18 protein-coding genes are annotated in these 15,330 nt (G+C 74.9%); 16 read left to right on the top strand and 2 right to left on the bottom strand.

Annotated features, from left to right (window positions below; all coding sequences use genetic code 11):
• The first annotated feature begins 263 nt into the window (after positions 1–263).
• From IPL61_12585 to IPL61_12530, 12 genes are all read left to right on the top strand, one after another.
• Positions 264–1,157 (top strand): hypothetical protein, encoded by an 894-nt coding sequence (locus IPL61_12585; GenBank protein ID MBK9032135.1) that lies wholly within the window; start codon positions 264–266, stop codon positions 1,155–1,157.
• Positions 1,154–1,813: a hypothetical protein gene (locus IPL61_12580; GenBank protein ID MBK9032134.1), complete on the top strand. Its 660-nt coding sequence runs from the start codon at positions 1,154–1,156 to the stop codon at positions 1,811–1,813. Before IPL61_12585 ends, IPL61_12580 begins: the two co-directional genes overlap by 4 nt.
• A gap of 454 nt (positions 1,814–2,267) precedes the next feature.
• Positions 2,268–2,510: a hypothetical protein gene (locus IPL61_12575; GenBank protein MBK9032133.1), complete on the top strand. Its 243-nt coding sequence runs from the start codon at positions 2,268–2,270 to the stop codon at positions 2,508–2,510.
• Entirely contained in the window at positions 2,510–3,343 is an 834-nt protein-coding gene (locus IPL61_12570) for a hypothetical protein (GenBank protein ID MBK9032132.1), read from the top strand. Before IPL61_12575 ends, IPL61_12570 begins: the two co-directional genes overlap by 1 nt.
• Before the next feature lie 44 nt (positions 3,344–3,387).
• Positions 3,388–3,699, top strand: a complete 312-nt coding sequence (locus IPL61_12565) for a hypothetical protein (protein ID MBK9032131.1) — start codon at positions 3,388–3,390, stop codon at positions 3,697–3,699.
• Positions 3,700–3,705: 6 nt separating this feature from the next.
• Positions 3,706–4,275 (top strand): hypothetical protein, encoded by a 570-nt coding sequence (locus IPL61_12560; protein ID MBK9032130.1) that lies wholly within the window; start codon positions 3,706–3,708, stop codon positions 4,273–4,275.
• Positions 4,272–5,159, top strand: coding sequence for a hypothetical protein (locus IPL61_12555; protein MBK9032129.1), 888 nt, complete (start codon positions 4,272–4,274; stop codon positions 5,157–5,159). The genes IPL61_12560 and IPL61_12555 overlap by 4 nt, the downstream gene beginning before the upstream one ends.
• Positions 5,160–5,265: 106 nt before the next feature.
• Positions 5,266–5,787, top strand: coding sequence for a hypothetical protein (locus IPL61_12550; GenBank protein MBK9032128.1), 522 nt, complete (start codon positions 5,266–5,268; stop codon positions 5,785–5,787).
• Positions 5,784–5,999 carry a helix-turn-helix domain-containing protein gene (locus tag IPL61_12545; GenBank protein MBK9032127.1) on the top strand — a complete coding sequence of 72 codons (216 nt, stop codon included), beginning with the start codon at positions 5,784–5,786 and terminating at the stop codon, positions 5,997–5,999. The genes IPL61_12550 and IPL61_12545 overlap by 4 nt, the downstream gene beginning before the upstream one ends.
• Entirely contained in the window at positions 5,996–7,222 is a 1,227-nt protein-coding gene (locus IPL61_12540; GenBank protein ID MBK9032126.1) for a hypothetical protein, read from the top strand. Before IPL61_12545 ends, IPL61_12540 begins: the two co-directional genes overlap by 4 nt.
• Complete coding sequence (locus tag IPL61_12535; protein ID MBK9032125.1) at positions 7,219–8,478, top strand: hypothetical protein; 1,260 nt, start codon at positions 7,219–7,221, stop codon at positions 8,476–8,478. Before IPL61_12540 ends, IPL61_12535 begins: the two co-directional genes overlap by 4 nt.
• 102 nt (positions 8,479–8,580) lie before the next feature.
• Positions 8,581–9,738, top strand: a complete 1,158-nt coding sequence (locus IPL61_12530; GenBank protein ID MBK9032124.1) for a site-specific integrase — start codon at positions 8,581–8,583, stop codon at positions 9,736–9,738.
• A gap of 196 nt (positions 9,739–9,934) precedes the next feature.
• Here IPL61_12530 and IPL61_12525 read toward each other — a convergent pair whose 3' ends face one another.
• Positions 9,935–10,111 (bottom strand): DUF4266 domain-containing protein, encoded by a 177-nt coding sequence (locus tag IPL61_12525; GenBank protein ID MBK9032123.1) that lies wholly within the window; start codon positions 10,109–10,111, stop codon positions 9,935–9,937.
• A 56-nt stretch (positions 10,112–10,167) separates the two neighbouring features.
• On the opposite strand from IPL61_12525, the gene IPL61_12520 reads away from it, so the two are divergent.
• Both IPL61_12520 and IPL61_12515 read left to right on the top strand, forming a co-directional pair.
• On the top strand, positions 10,168–10,704 hold the full coding sequence (locus IPL61_12520) for a hypothetical protein (GenBank protein MBK9032122.1): 537 nt from the start codon (positions 10,168–10,170) through the stop codon (positions 10,702–10,704).
• On the top strand, positions 10,701–11,474 hold the full coding sequence (locus tag IPL61_12515) for an MYXO-CTERM sorting domain-containing protein (protein ID MBK9032121.1): 774 nt from the start codon (positions 10,701–10,703) through the stop codon (positions 11,472–11,474). Before IPL61_12520 ends, IPL61_12515 begins: the two co-directional genes overlap by 4 nt.
• On the opposite strand, the gene IPL61_12510 is transcribed toward IPL61_12515, so the two are convergent.
• Positions 11,386–12,168, bottom strand: a complete 783-nt coding sequence (locus tag IPL61_12510) for an alpha/beta hydrolase (GenBank protein MBK9032120.1) — start codon at positions 12,166–12,168, stop codon at positions 11,386–11,388. The genes IPL61_12515 and IPL61_12510 overlap by 89 nt on opposite strands.
• Positions 12,169–12,188: 20 nt before the next feature.
• Between IPL61_12510 and IPL61_12505 the strand changes: the two genes are divergently transcribed.
• Positions 12,189–13,952, top strand: coding sequence for a serine/threonine protein kinase (locus tag IPL61_12505; GenBank protein MBK9032119.1), 1,764 nt, complete (start codon positions 12,189–12,191; stop codon positions 13,950–13,952).
• Between the two features lie 872 nt (positions 13,953–14,824).
• On the top strand, positions 14,825–15,292 hold the full coding sequence (locus IPL61_12500; GenBank protein MBK9032118.1) for a hypothetical protein: 468 nt from the start codon (positions 14,825–14,827) through the stop codon (positions 15,290–15,292).
• Positions 15,293–15,330 lie beyond the last annotated feature (38 nt).

Below are 15,330 nucleotides of genomic sequence, written 5' to 3'. Positions count from 1 at the left end.
GTGCGACGGCCACCCGCAGCAGCAGGCGCCCGCGCCGATGCCGTGCGAGCCGGGCGACCTGCCCGACGTGTACGCGCTCGACTACGGCACGACCGTCGTGCCGGTTCCGCTCGGCGCCGGCCCGATCACGATCGTGATCCAGCCGCGCGACTGATCGCGCACGTCCTGACGTGACCTGACTCCGTCCTGGTTCGTCCCCGGGCTCGCGCTCAGCGCGCGCCCTCGGTCCTTCGCTCTCTTCCCACCTCCGCCTGAGGCCCCCCATGAACCTCCTCGCACTTCCCCTCGAGACGGGCGCCGACGGTGCGGCGCTCCCGCCCGACACCGTCGATGCACCCGACGCCCTCGCGGCGCCGGCCGTGGCCGTGCGTCCCGCGGCCCCACCGACCGCGATCGATACCTGGCAGACGCTGATCGCCGCGCACCTGGCCGCGCGCCCCGGGCTGGTCAGCGCCGCCGGCGAGCTCTTCCCCGCGTCGACGATCGGCGACGTCCGCCGCGCGGCGCTGCAGTTCTCGAAGGAGCTGTGCCAGCCACGCTACGACCTGGCCAACCTCGCCGCGACCCGCGCCGCCTGGCGCGACGCCCTCGCGCGCATCCGCGCCCAGTGCGGCGCGGTGCCGTGGGGCGCGGTCTACCCCGACAACGAGCAGTTCTGGCTCGGCGACGCGCGCGCCCTGGCCCAGCGGCTCGCGACCGTCGACGTGCGCCGCAACCGTCTGGTCGGCGCCGGCCCCGATGGCCTCGCGCGCGCCGTCGGCACCGGCGATCCGCTCACCACCTACCTCGACCTGCGCGCGTACTTCGCCGCGCGCCGGCTGATGCGCGCCGACGATCGCGGCTGGCGCTACCCCGAGACGACGATCGCCGACGTCGTCCAGATCGCGCACATCGTCCAGGACGAGCTCCGGCGGTTCATCGCGACCGCGCCGGCGGGCTCGACCGCGCGCGAGGTCCTCGGCGACCACGTCGCCCAGTGGCAGCGCGTCGCCGCGATGATCCCCGACCACGCCCGCGGGATGCCGCGCGACCAGGTCTACCCGGGCAACGCCGAGCTCTGGCGGGCGTACCGCCGGGTCTCGGTCCCGCTGTCGGTCGCTCGCGACGTCGCGCGCGACGAGGCCCGCCGGCCGTTCGTCCCGCAGGTGGGCCCGTGACCCTCGACGTCCGCCAGGCCGACGACGGCAGGCTCACGATCACCGGCATCGGCGATCCGATCGAGCTGTGGCGGGCGACGCGCCGGTTCTTCCTTGCGCGCCGTCCGGTCCAGGAGAGCCCCCTCGGCTCGTACCCGGCCACGACCAACCGCGACGTCCGCCAGCTCGCCGCGATCTGGCGGCGCGTGTTCAAGCAGATCTGGCGCGACGACCTCGAGGCGCTCGACGACAAGAAGGCGATCTGGACCCAGATCCAGCGCGACCTCGACGCCCGCCTGGTCGACGCCGACGACGCGCAGGCGTTCGCTGACAACGAGCGGTTCTGGTTCGCCTGGACCCGCAAGCCGGCGGTGTGGATGTCGGTCATGCGCGACCAGCCGTCGCGCTGGGACCTGGTCGTCGACGCGGCCAAGCAGACGATCGTCCACTTCCCCGAGGCGCTCGCCGCGCGCGCCAGCGACGCCGCCGACGTCGTCGCGACCGTGGCGTACCGCACCGGCGAGGTCGTGGCCGCACCGGTGCGCGGCATCGCCGCGGGGCTGTTCGGGCGACTCGCCGTGCCGCTGCTCGTCGCCGCCGCGGTCGTCGGCGGCGTCGTGATCGTGCCGCGGATCTGGCCGCGGCCGGCCAAGCCCGACGAGGCAGGGGCATCGTGATCGCGTCGGCCGAACGCAACGGGGTGGTCCCGTGGCTCGTCCTGGCGGGCGCGACGACGGTCGGCGGTCTCTGGTACCTGCACCACCGGCGCGGCGAGGATGCCGATCGCGGCGCGCGGACCGAGGTCGCGCCTGCTGCGGCGCCGCCGCCGGCTCTGCCCGGGCGGTGGATCTGGCCGCTCCCGCGCTGGCAGGACCGCGCACCGGTCGTCTCCGACGGCTACGGCTCGCCGCGGGTCGGCGGCAACCGCGGCGCGCTGCATCGCGGCGTCGACCTGATGTACCGGCGGCGGTGGCGCGGCGAGCTGTGGCGCACGTTCCCGGCCGCCGCGCCCCACAGTCTCCTGCACTTCATGCCCGCGGGCACGGTCGCGCTCGCCGCCGCCGATGGCGAGATCTGGTCGGCCGGGTGGACGCCGCGCGGCTACTCCGTCGTGCTCTCGCATGGGGCGCCGTGGGCGACCCACTACACGCACCTGGCGTCGCTGCGCGTCGGCGAGACCCGCCGCGGGCGCTCGCGCGCGAGCGCGTCGTCGCCGGGCAACCGATCGGCGTCATCGGCGCCGATCCCAAGGACCCGCGCGCCATCGCGCACCTGCACTTCGAGCTCTGGCACGACGGCAACGGCCTCGCGGCGATCGATCCGCAGCCGTACCTGGCGCAGTGGCCGGCCGTCGATCGGCCCGAGGTCGCGTGATGGCTCGCGCGCTCGATCTGACCCTGGCCGCGGGTGTCGTCACCGGCGTCGTCTGGTACACGCGGCGCGCCCAGCACCAGGCGGCCGCCGAGGCCCGGACGGCCACGCGGATCGCCGAGGCTGTGACCGCGCGGGCCGACGCGCGACGCGACGATGAGCTGGGCGCCCTCGACGGGGCGCCCTCGCACGGCGATGCGCGCCGCGGCGAACCGGGTGCCACCCACGAGGCTCGGTCCGCGCCCACCGAGACGCGACCCGGGCGCCCGGGGCTGTCGCGCGCGTTCGATGGCCTGTTCCGCGCGCACGGCCGGGGCCTCCCGGTCGCGTACCTGCGCGCGCTCGGGCATGCCGAGAGTGGCCTGAACCCGGCCGATCGGCTCGGGCTGATCAACGTCGTCCCGATCGCGGTCGCCGACTACAACCGCCGTCACCCCAGCGCGACCGTGCGCGCCGAGCAGATGACTGATCCGGCGGTCAACGTCCGCGTCGCCGCCGACATTCTCCGGACGATCATCGCCAGCTACCGACGCCATCACCCGGACGTGCCGGCGCTGGCCGAGGACTGGACCCGGCCCGCGTTCGTCGAGCTGTTGAGCTTTGGCTGGAACGCGGGCTTCAGCGAGCGGGCGGGGGTCGGGTGCGTCGTCCGCTACCTGCGTCGCACGCGCTCCGAGCAACCCATCACGCTCGACACCGTGGCCGACGCCGCCAGCGCCGCGGGCGCCGCGCGCACGCTGTCGAACCCGCGCAAGCGCGCCTACTGCAAGGGCATCGCCGCCGCGTACGTCCGCGAGGTGCTCCGCGATCCGCGCGACGGCCTCCCCATCACCTGACCTCCCCACATCCCCACGATCCCGCACCCACCTCCCGAGGCCCCATGTCCACCGCCACCACGATCCCCACGCTCAAGGCCAGCCACCTGTTCACCGCGCACGCGCGCGACGTCGTGCGCGCCCACGTCCGCGAGCTCGGCGGCCACGCCGGCCGCGTCGCTGCCCGCGTCCGCACCACCGTCGGCCAGGTCGCCGGTCAGGCCCGTGCCTACGCCGGTCGGCTCGGCGCGGTCGCCGAGCGGTACATCGGCGCCAAGGTCGCGCAGCGCGTCCGCCCGCCGATCCTCGCCGCCTTGGTCCTGGCTGGTGCCGCCCTGGCGGTGGCGATCGTCGCGGTCGTTGTCCGCCGGAAGTAGGCCGCCATGGACGCCATCCTCGCCGCCATCGCCGCCGCTGCTCGCGACGGAGCCAGCGACGTCGACCTGCGCCGCGGTGCCGTGGCCTGCCGCGCGCTCGCGGACGCGCTCGACGCGGCGTGCCCGGCGGCGCGCCCGAACGCCGTCGTGAACGCTCCGACGGTGCCGACGCCCCTGACCCGCGCGGATGTCGCGGTGTCCGGTGCATCCGCGTCTCCGCCGGTGCCGAAGCCCCTGACCCGCGCGGACGTCGCGGTGTCCGGTGCGTCCACGTCTCCGCCTCGCGCCCCGGACGCGACGACCGACGCCGCCCGTGATCACCCGACGAGCGGCGACTCCGCCCGTCCCGGTCGACCGCCGAGCACCGACGCGCCCGATCGCCCGCCGATCCCGCCGATCCCGCCGATCGTGCCCGCGGTCAGCGCCAACCCGTTCGCCGGCATGAGCGCCGATCAGGTCCTGGACCTGGCGATCTCCAAGCTGCGCGACGCCGTGGGCGAGCCCGCGACCGCACTGGCGACGTCGGTCGGCCAGCCGTTCCGCCTGACTCTCGTGCCCATCCCGAGGGTGTCGTGATCCCGGCGATCGTCGACGTCGCGCCGCTGCGCGGCACCACGCTCGGCTTCGACCTGGTGCGCATCCAGCTGCGCAACGCCGCGCCGAACGTCGCGCTGACCATCAACGATCGACCGGTCGCGTCGACGGGCACCAAGGGCGAGACCGTCCGCGCGCTGACGTTCACGATGCACCGGCTCCCCGACGCGCCCGGCGCTGCCGAGCTGTGGGTGCCGATGCTCCCGCGTCTGATCGATCGCGCGCTCATCGCCGTCATGAACCTCACGCCCGGCGGCACCGTAGTCGCCGGCGCGCGCGCCGAGTGGGACGGCGTCCTGGCGGCGGTGCCCGGCTCGCCCGCCGAGGTGCGGACCGCGGCGATCACCCGCGCCGTCGCCAGCGCACTCCGCACCTTCGCGGCGCCCGCGGCCCGGTTCGCGTTCACGACCGATCTGGACCTCGACAACGTCCGCATGGTGCCGCTGTCCGACGGACCCGCGCTGACGCTGGCCGGGCCGCGGCTCGACCTCGCCCGCGTCGGGACGACCGAGCGACCGATCCGGGAGACCGTCTTGACCGATGAGGGCGAGCGCCGACGCCTGCATCCCGGCCCGGTCAGCGTGGATCTGACGTTCACGCTCACCGGCACGTCGCGCAACCCGGCCGAGGCGGTCGCCCTGATGGCGGCAGTCTCCACGTTCATCGCCCGGACGCGCTGGCTCGAGTTGCCCGAGGACCCGCGGGTCGCCGGGCTGCCGCTGGTGCGCTGGGACGTCGACGCGGATGGCGCGTTCGCGGCCGAGGTCGTCGGCGGCGTCCCTCTGTTCCGGACCCGCGTGCGCGTGCGCGACGTCGCGATGGCGTGGCCGTCGTCGATGTCGCCGCCCTGCGCCGCGTCCACCTGATCCGCGCGCCCCGCGCGCCTCACCCCATTCCCCCACGAGTCCCCATGTCCAAGCTCCTCCTGCACGCCCGCGCGGCGGCGCACGGGGTCCTCCCCCCGAGGGTCCCGTGAGTCCCCGCCCATACGCGGGTCGTGGCGTCCCCGCGCTGTCGGTGCCTGGTCGGTCGGTCGCGATCACGCTGCCCGGTCAGCTCGACGCGACGTTGCTGCCCGATCCGCGCGCCGCGGTCGCCTCGCTGCGCCAGCAGTTCCTCACCGCGCGCGGCCCCGTGGATTCCAAGGTCCCGCCCGGTCACGAGCGTCCGCGCCTCACCATCGCGGACGTCAAGGTCATCGCCAACTTCGTGACCTTCGCGCTCCGCAACGACCTGCCGACGATCGATCCGTACGACGCCGCGGTCATCTGGGAGAAGTGGCGCGTCGCCGTCGGCGACCTGCGCGACCTGATGCGCAACGTCGACAGCGACGCCCAGGCGCTGATCGCCGGCACGGTCCTCGATCACCGCACCTGGGACATCGAGGCCAGCCTCACCACCGCGCTGGCGCACCCGCGCGAGGTCTTCGAGCACTACTGCCCCTGGCGGTCCGACTGGGCGACCTTCGAGCGCCTGCACCCGGAGGCCGTGTGATCGGCGCCGGTCCCATCACCACCGACGGCGCGGCGGTCGCGCCGCCGTCCGACATCTGCACCGTGGACGAGGTCGCCGCCTGGCTCGGCGTCGATCGCAAGACCGTCTACCAGGCCGCGCGCCGCCGCGAGATCCCGTGCGGCCGGCTCGGTCGGCGGATCATCCTGTCGCGCGCGCAGATCGCCGCCTGGCTGGCCGGGGGGACCCGATGACCCCCGCGACCACCGTCGAGATCACCGCGTCGGACCTGCCAGCGCTCGCGGCGCAGACCTTCGCGTCACTCGGCGACGCCGAGCGCGCGATCGCCGCGGCGTGGGCGCAGGTCCCCGAGCGCGAGCCCCGCACCGAGCACTTCGTGCGCTACCAGCTCACCTGGCCCGACGGCTGGCGCTTCGCCGGCATGGTCGAGCTGCGCCGTTCCGACATCGCGCGGCCCGGCTTCCTCGTGGTGCACCTCCACCACGCCGCGCGCACGCTGTCCCGTCCGACCCGCTCCGCCAGCCTCCAGGCGACCGGCGCCGCGCTGCGCGCGCACCTCCCCGCCGAGCACGCGGTCCGGAACAGCGTCGCGTCGCCGCCGCCGCTGGCGCGCGTCGAGATCACCTGGTCCGAGAACGCGCGCGTGCGCCCGCGGACCTACCGCTCCCTCGCCGCCGCCGATCGCGCGCTCGCCGCCGCGTTCGCGCACGCGCCGCCGCCGGAGGGAGGCGGCTACGACAAGACCGCGTTCGTCGTCGTCTGGACCGACGGCGCGGCGCACGAGGGGCGCGCCGATGTGCGCCGTGTCGACCTCGGCACCGCGCCCGGCAACGGCGGCATCCTGCGCCAGCACCTCCAGCAGGTCGCGACCTGGCTGCGCGACCAGGCCGCCACCTGGACCGCCTGGTCGCCCGAGGAGCGTCTCGCGCGCGCCGCCTGGGGCGCCGACCTGCTGCGGCGCCTCGAGGCCGAGCCGCCGCTGGCGGCCGCGCCAGCGCGGTCAGTACACCGCAACGCCGACGAGCTCCAGGTCACCGACGCGGCGCTCCTGGCGGTCGGCACCACGACCGCGATCCCTGGCGTGTCGCTCTTGCCGGATCCGCTCGCGACCCTGGCCGCGCTCGAGGCCCACTTCGCAACGGCCCGGCCGCTGGCGACCGCGGCCGGCCACCGGATCCCGGTCACGACCAACCGCGACGTCACCCTGGCGGCCAACTGGCTGTCGCTGGCGCTCGCGCACGACCTCGCACCGCTCCGCGACCTGACCGGCCGGCCGCAGGGGGCGCTCTGGGATCGCTGGGCGCGGGCGGTCGAGCACATCCGCCACCACCAGGGCGCCGACGCCGACGCGGCCTATCCCGACAACCCGGGGTTCTGGGGCCAGCAGGCGCCGCATCTGGCGCGCACGATCGCGCGCGCGCTCACCCGGGCGCACGACGCCCGAGGCCCGTCGTGACCCGCACGCTGCACCTGGCGCGCGTGCACGTCGTCGACTGCGAGAACCCGGCGATGCTGGCGGGGCTCTATCGCACGCTCGCCGACGCCGATGCCGCGCTAGCGCGCGCGTACACGGCCGAGGCCGCGCCGGCGGGCAAGCCTTACAGCCGTCTCGAGTACGTGATCGTCTGGACCGACGGCGAGCAACTCCACGATCGCGCGTACCTCACCGATGGCGGCGTGCGCGAGGGCCTCCGCCGCGGTGGCATCCTGCGTCACTACCTCTGGCGCGACGCGCGCATCCTCGCCGGGAGCCCCTACGTCCCCGTGCGGGCGGTGGGCGTGGCGCGTCTCCAGCGCCTGGAAGCTTCCGTTGAGCTCGACGACGCCGAGCCCCGCAACGGCGGCCCGTGGACCGGCCCGTCGCTGATGCCCGACCCGTCCGCGGTGATCGCGCAGCTCCGCAACCGCTTCGCCACCCGCCGCCGGCTCGTGGCCACCGTCGGTCCGCACTCGGATCGGTCGCCGCCCGGTGCCGCGGTCTCCGCGTTCCCCGCGACCACGCACGCCGACGTCCGGTACGTCGCCAACTTCGTCTCGCTCGCGCTGCATCGCGATGTCGCTGCGCTCGGCTGGAACCACGCCGTCGGCGTCTGGGACTTCTGGCGCAGCATCCTCGACGCCGTCGAGACGCTCCTGCACCTCGGCGACGACACCGACGAGTACACCGACAACGAGGGGTTCTGGGTCCATCAGCTGCCCGCGCTGGCCCACCGCCTGCTCGACGTGCAGGCCGCCAGCGACCCGGATCGCGTGCGCAACGGTCGCCTCACGTTCCGACCCGTCGGCGCCCGCGGCGAGCCGTATCCGGCCTGGGTCCAGGATCTGCGTGGGCGCTCCGGCGTCTACGTGATCCGCGAGCGCCAGGCCGACGGCTCGATGCCGCTCGTCTACGTCGGGCAGAGCAGCGGCGATCGGCTCTACGACACCCTGACCCGACACTTCCAGACCTGGCACCGCGCCAAGGATCACTGGCGCGGCCAGTACACCGACCAGCACGACCCCGGCCTCACCTACGAGCGCGCCACCGTCGACGCCGCCGTGCTCGTCACGCCCGCGCGCCACGCGCTCGAGATGGAGCAGCGCCTGATCCGTCGCCTGAGCCCGCGCGACAACATCGTCGGCCAGGCCCGCACCGCCGACGACGAGGCCGCTGCCGCCTGGTACGCGGCCGGCGCCGCGGCCCCCGACGACACCGCCGCCGTCCCGTTCTGACCCGCACCGAGCACCGAGCCGCCTGGCTCGCTCCCACCACCTTCACCGCGCGCTCGCGCGACGTCCGGCGGCGCCGCCCCGCGCCCCGACGAGAAAGCTCCCATGTCCGCCCGCAAGGATCCCCGCACCAAGCGCTGGTTCTTCCGCAAGCAGATCACCGTCAACGGCCAGTCCGTGCGCCTCTCGGGCGTCCCCGAGGACTACGGCCAGAAGAACACCGCCGAGGGTGCTGCTGAGGCCGAGCGCCTCGCGATCGCCCGCGCCCGCGGGGAGGCCGCCGCGCCGAGCACCGCGGGGATGGCCACGGTCCCGACCGCCCCGCCGGTGCCGACCGTCGAGGAGTTCGCCCGGACCTGGCTCGCCCAGGCCAAGGCCGACAACCGCCCCATTACCTACCGGCACAAGGTGACCACGCTCCGCCTCCAGGTCCTCCCGCGCTTCGGCAAGCTTCGCCTCGACCAGATCACGTTCCCGCTCGTCGAGGCTTGGCGCCTGCACATGCTCAACGAGGAGGGCAAGCTGCCCAGCACCGTCTACCGCATCATGACCGAGTTCCGCTCGCTGCTCGGCTACGCGCACAAGTCCGACGTGCTCGCCAAGCTCCCGCGCTGGCCCACCCAGAAGGTCTCGCGCGGGCGGCCCCAGTTCCTCACCTTCGAGGAGACCGCGCAGCTCATCGCCGTCGCCGAGCCCCTCGATCCCTGGAAGGCCATGATCATCGTCGCTGTCCGCACCGGCCTCCGCTACGGCGAGCTCGCCGGGCTCCGCTGGCAGGACGTCGATCTCGACGGCGGCAAGCTCCAGGTCGAGGAGAACTTCGTCGACGGCGTGACCGGCCCGCCCAAGAGCGGCAAGGGCCGCGTTGTGCCGCTCTCCAACGACGCCATCGCCGCGCTCACCGCCATCCGCCACACCCGCGGCCCGCTCGTGTTCTGCGGCCGGCGCGGCTCGCACATCCACCACGGCACCGCCGTCAAGGCGCTCAACATGATCTGCGACCACGCCGGCCGCCCGCGCATCAACTGGCACCGCTTCCGCCACACCTTCGCCTCCCACCTCATGATGCGCGGCGTGAGCCCCAAGGCGATCATGGACCTCCTCGGCCACTCGAAGATGGAGCTGACCCTCCGCTACGCTCACCTCCAGCCCGAGACCCGCCGCGACGCCGTCATGCTCCTCGACCAGCCCCCGCCCGTGCCGTCGACTCGGCGCCCGCCGCGCGCCGTGCAGGCCGGCGACGCGGCTCCGCCGCCGAACTAGCGGCCGAGTCGAGCGACCAGTCGAGCGCGCGAACGAGCGGCCGATCGAGCGCGGTTCCAGCGTCGAGTGGCCGAAAGTGGCCGCACGGCCAGGCCGCGATCAGCTAACGCGACGAGATCACTGCCGTCGGCAGAATAGGGGCCCTGTCGGGGCTTGCCCCCGACGGGGGAGGGCCTGGCGACAGGCCCTCTGAAGCTCAGTTGCAGCCGCAGCCGCCGGCCTTGGCCTCGCCGCCGCCGCTCGAGCCCTCGCGGTACGAGCGCGCGTGCGACTCGCCGGTGCGCAGCTCGGCGTCGCTGCCGATCACCATGTCGGGCCGGGCGAGCGTCTGGCGCTCGTGCGGCTTGACCCGCAGGCACCCGGTTGTGAGCACGATCACGAGCATGGCGAGGCGCAAGCACGCGCGGAGCCTACACGATCGCCGCGCCCGTGCACACGAAGTCGATGCGCGCGCGCGCCGACGAGCGCATCATCCGCCCCGCGATGGCGCCGCGCTCGATCTCGATCTCCACCTGGCCCGCGCTGGCGCTGCTCGCGCTGGCCACCGCCGCGCTCGGGTGCAGCGTCCCCGACGATGAGGTCGTCGTGCCCGACGCCGACCCGGTGGTGTTCAAGGACGCGGTCTACCCGATCCTGCTGCGCGACTGCGCGTTCACCGCCTGCCACGGCAACCCCGACCGGTTCCTCGTCGTGTTCGGCCCCGGTCGCGCCCGGCTGCGCGAGGACACCGACCTCGACGCGCCGGTCACCGCCGAGGAGCTGGCCGTCACCTACACCCGGACCCGTTCGATGCTGATGAGCCCCGCGGGGATCAAGCGCGCGCCGCTCTTGCGCAAGCCGCTGGCCGAGGCCGACGGCGGCGTCCGTCACCGCGGCACCGACCCGTGGGGCAACGCGATCTTCCCGTCGAAGGACGACCCGCGCTTCATCGTGCTGGCGCAGTGGGCCCTGGCGGGGCAGCCATGAGCCGCGCCGCGCTGATCGCGCTGGGGCTGGCGGTGGCGCCGACGGCGGCGCTCGGCTTCTCCGAGCCCGAGCGCTACGCCGAGCCGGCCATCGACGGCGGCGGCGGCGGTCGCTACTTCACCGGCGCGCCGCCCGACGGGCTGTCGTGCAGCGTCTGCCACGGCGGCGGCGACACGCCCGAGGTCAAGATCGCTGGCCTGCCCGACCGCATCGACGCCGGCAAGCGCTACGAGGCGACGCTGACCTGGCCCGACGACGGCCGCCCGTACGCGCTGACGCTCGAGCTGATCGACGCCGACGGCGCGCACCCGGCCGTCGAGCTCCTGAACATCGTCGACCAGACGCCCGAGATGCGCTGCGACGGCAACCCGACCGGGCCGAGCGCGGCCTACCAGGTCGATCTCGGCACCCGCCGGGTCATCGGCGTGCGCAACTGCGGCGCCCACGCGCTGACGGTCGTGTTCACGCCCCCGTCCGACGAGGATCTGTTCTTCGCGGTCGGCGTGGTCGCGAGCGACGGCAGCGAGACCAGCACCGGCGACGGCGTGCTCGAGGTGCGCCGCACGCTGACCGCGACCCAGACCAACGTCGCGTGCTCGGTCGGCGGCGGCGATCCCGCGGCGCTGGCGCTGCTCGCGGTCGGGCTGGCGGCGGCGACCCGCCGACGCCGCCGCGCGCTGATCACCCGGTCGCGGCCGCGAGCGCGTCGACGTGCTCGGCGAACGCCCGCGGCGCCTCGGCGTGGAGCATGTGACCAGCGCCGGCGATGATCGCGAGGGAGGCCCGCGGCAGGGCCGCGGCCAGCGCCGTGAGCGTCGGCCGGAAGTACGCGGCCGAGCGATCGCCGCCGAGCAGGCGCACCGGCACGTCGACCGCGCCCAGCTCGGCGTAGCGGACCCGGTAGGCGTCGAGCGCGTAGCAGTCGCCGCGGATCTGCGGCCACTCGCGCCGGGTGCGCGCGCGGAACAGGCGCGGCAGCCGCGCCCACGCCGCCTCGCCCAGCACGGTGATCAAGAAGCGCTCGGCCGCGGCCTCGGGCCCGCCGGTCGCGGCCAGGTCGTCGAGCGCGACCAGGAAGCCGGGCGGCACCGACGGCGTGGCGTCGTCGGGGGCCAGCGGCGGCTCGATCAAGATCGCGCCGCGCACCAGCGCCGGCGACCGGCGACACAGCTCGAGCGCCACCGCCGCGCCGCAGCTCGAGCCCGCCACCAGCGCCGGCGGCCCCGCGGCGGCGATCAGCTCGGCCAGGTCGGCGGCGTGGTCGTCGATCGAGTGCCAGGCCACGCCCGGCCGGTTGGCCGAGCGCCCGGCGCCCCGGCGATCGTACGCGATCACGCGGTAGCGGCTGGTCAGGGACGACGCCAGCTGGATGGTCCAGGTGGCGGCGTCGGTGGCGCTGCCGTGGACGAGGACGAGCGCGGGGCCCGCGGTCCCGGCCCGCACGACGTGGAGTGGAGGCGACATCGGCGCTACATTGCTAGCAGATGAGCGCCGGCGATCCGCCGCCCAGCGATCCAGAAGCGTTCGCACCCACGATCGCGCCGGTCACCAGCCAGCGCCCGCCGGTGCCGAGCGTCGACGGCGGTCCGCCCACGGCCCGGCGCTCGCTGGGCGTCGAGTCGTACCAGGACACGATCGCCGGGGGCGGCGATCCGCGCGCCGACGCGACGATCGCCATGGACGACCTGCCGATCACCGACCCCGGGCAGTACGTGTCCGAGCGCGAGGTCGCCCGCGGCGGCATGGGCCGCATCATCGCCGCCCACGATCGCATCCTCGGGCGGCCGGTGGCGCTCAAGGAGCTGCTCCACGCCGATCCCGAGCACGCCGCGCGGTTCCGGCGCGAGGCGCTGATCACCGCCCGCCTCCAGCACCCGGCGATCGTGCCGGTCTACCAGGCCGGGCGCTGGCCGTCCGGCGAGCCGTTCTACGCGATGAAGCTGGTCAGCGGGCGCCCGCTCGATCGCGCGATCGCCGAGGCCCGGACCCTGGAGCAGCGCCTGGCGCTGCTCGCGACGATCACCGCCGCGGTCGACGCGATCGCCTACGCCCACTCCAAGCGGATGGTCCACCGCGACCTCAAGCCGGCCAACGTGCTGGTGGGCGACTTCGGCGAGATCGTCGTCATCGACTGGGGCCTGGCCAAGGATCTCGACGACGACTCGACCGACTCGCTGCCGGGGACGCGCACCGAGCGCGACCAGCCGCGCCCGCGCAGCCCGACCACGTCCGACGAGCCGGCCCTGACGGTGGCCGGCGCGGTGATGGGGACGCCGGCCTACATGCCGCCCGAGCAGGCCCGGGGCGAGGTCGTCGACGAGCGCGCCGACGTCTTCAGCCTCGGCGCGATGCTCTACCACCTGCTGGCCGGGGCCCCGCCCTACGCCGCCAAGACCGCCACCGACGTGATCGCCGCGGCGATCGAGGGCAAGGTCGAGCCGCTCGCGACCCGGGCGCCCGACGCGCCGGCCGATCTGATCGCGATCATCGCCCGCGCGATGGCCCACGAGCCCGGCGATCGCTACCCGACCGCGCAGGCGCTGGCCGAGGAGCTGCGCCGGTTCCAGACCGGCAAGCTGGTGGCCGCGCACCGCTACTCGCTGCGCGAGCGGGTCGCGCGGTTCGTGCGCCGGCACCGGGCCGCGGTCGCGATCGCCGCGGTCGCGTTCGTCGCGTTCGTCGCGCTCGGCACGCTGGCGCTGCGGCGGATCGTGGTCGAGCGCGATCGGGCCGAGGCCCAGCGGCAGCTCGCCGATCAGCGCCGGGCCGCGGCCGAGGGCGTCGTCGACTACCTGATCAGCGACATGCGCAACCGGCTCGGCGCGATCGGCCGCAAGGATCTGCTGGCCGGCATCGGCGCGCAGGTCCGCGACTACTACCAGCAGCTGGCGCGCAGCCCCACCGGCATCACCGACGACGATCGCGAGCGGCTGGCGATCGCCCTGTACACGCTGGGCCAGGCCGAGGAGGAGCGCGGCGATCTCGACTCGGCGGCCGTGACCCTGAGCGAGGGCCGGACCCAGCTCGAGGGCCTGCTGGCGCGCGCGCCGCGCACCCGCGCACGCTCGATCGGCGACGCATCCTGGGCGAGATGCTGGTCGAGGTCGGCCGGGTGCTGCACGCGCGCGGCCAGTTCGTCGGCGAGGTCGAGACCTACCGCAGCGCGCTCGGTCACTACGAGGACATCCTGCTCAGCCGCCCCGACGATCGCGCCGCGCTCCTGGGCAGCGCCGTCGCCCGCGATCTGATCGGCGACGTGGTCCGCAACCAGGGCCAGATCGACGTCGCGTTCGGCGAGTACCAGGCGGCGATGACGGCCCGGCAGCGCGTGGTCGACGCCGCGGTCAGCGCCGGGATCGGCGACGTGGCCGCGCGCGGCGACCTGGCCACCAGCCACCTCAAGATCGCGTCGACGCTCCAGGCCCGCGGCGACTCGGCCGGCGCGCTGGCCGAGTACCGCGCGTGCGAGAGCTTGCGCGCCGAGGTCGCGTCGGCCGAGCCCGAGAACTCGAGCCGGCAGCTCGATCTGGTCAAGGCCCGCATGCAGGTCGCCGACCTGCAGAAGGAGCTGGGCGAGATCACCTCGGCCGAGGCCACCTACAGCAAGGCGGTGGCGACGCTCGACGGCCTGCTGCGCCGCGATCCCGGCAACGCCGCGTGGCGGCGCGAGCGGGGCCTGGCGCTGTCGAGCTGGGGCCTGGCGCTCGTCGACAAGGGCGACGCCCGCAACGCCACCCAGCTCCTCGAGCAGGCGCTCGCCAACCACTCGATCCTGGTCGCGAAGGATCCCACCAACGCCAGCTGGCAGATCGACGTGTCGCGCATCCACTTCCGGCTGGCCGACGCGCGCCTGTGGCGCGGCGACGTGCGCGGTGCGCTCGACGGCTACGGCACCGCGCGCGCGATCCGCACGCAGATCCTCGCGAAGGACCCCACCAACCCGCTGTGGCAGCGCCTGGTCGCGTGGAGCGACGCCAAGATCTCCTACGCCCAGCTCTGGCGGCCAACGAGTTCGAGGCGGCGCTGACCGCCGCGGTCGCCGCCCGGGACGCCCGGGCCACGCTCCTCGCCGGCAGCCCCGACCAGGCCGGGGTCCGCAAACGAGCTGGCCCAGGCCGAGGTGCTGATCGCGCGGATCCACGCCCGCGCCGGGCGCGGCGCCGAGGCCGCGACCGCGATCGATCGCGCGATCGGCCTGGCCGACAAGCTCGTGGCCGACGACGAGGTCAACCTCGAGTGGAAGGAGAACCTGGTCGGCGCGCTGATCGTGCGCGGCGACCTCGGGCTCGCCCGCGGCAAGGCCGCCGCGTCGCTGGCCGACGCCGATCGCGCGGTGGTCCAGGGCCTGGTCGCGATCGCGGCGTCGCCCGAGTCGGCGGTGTGGATCATGCTCGTGGCCGAGGCCCGGTTCCTGCGCGCCCGCGCCGTCCGCGCGCTGGGCGCCGCGGCGAGCCCGTCGCCGCGCGACAACGCCGAGGAGGACGTCGCCGCCGCCTACGAGCTGCTCGATCGTCTGAGCGAGTCAGGCCACCTCGCCGCCGATCACCGCCCGCTGTGGTCCCGGGTCAAGGTCGCGAAGCTGCGCTGACCGCGCGGGCGCCGCCGGACCAGCTCGGCGAACCGGTC

Source organism: Myxococcales bacterium (genome assembly GCA_016717005.1).
Classification (GTDB): domain Bacteria; phylum Myxococcota_A; class Polyangia; order Haliangiales; family Haliangiaceae; genus UBA2376.
Note: the sequence above shows the minus strand (reverse complement) of the source record. Positions and strands in the feature narration are given on the sequence as shown.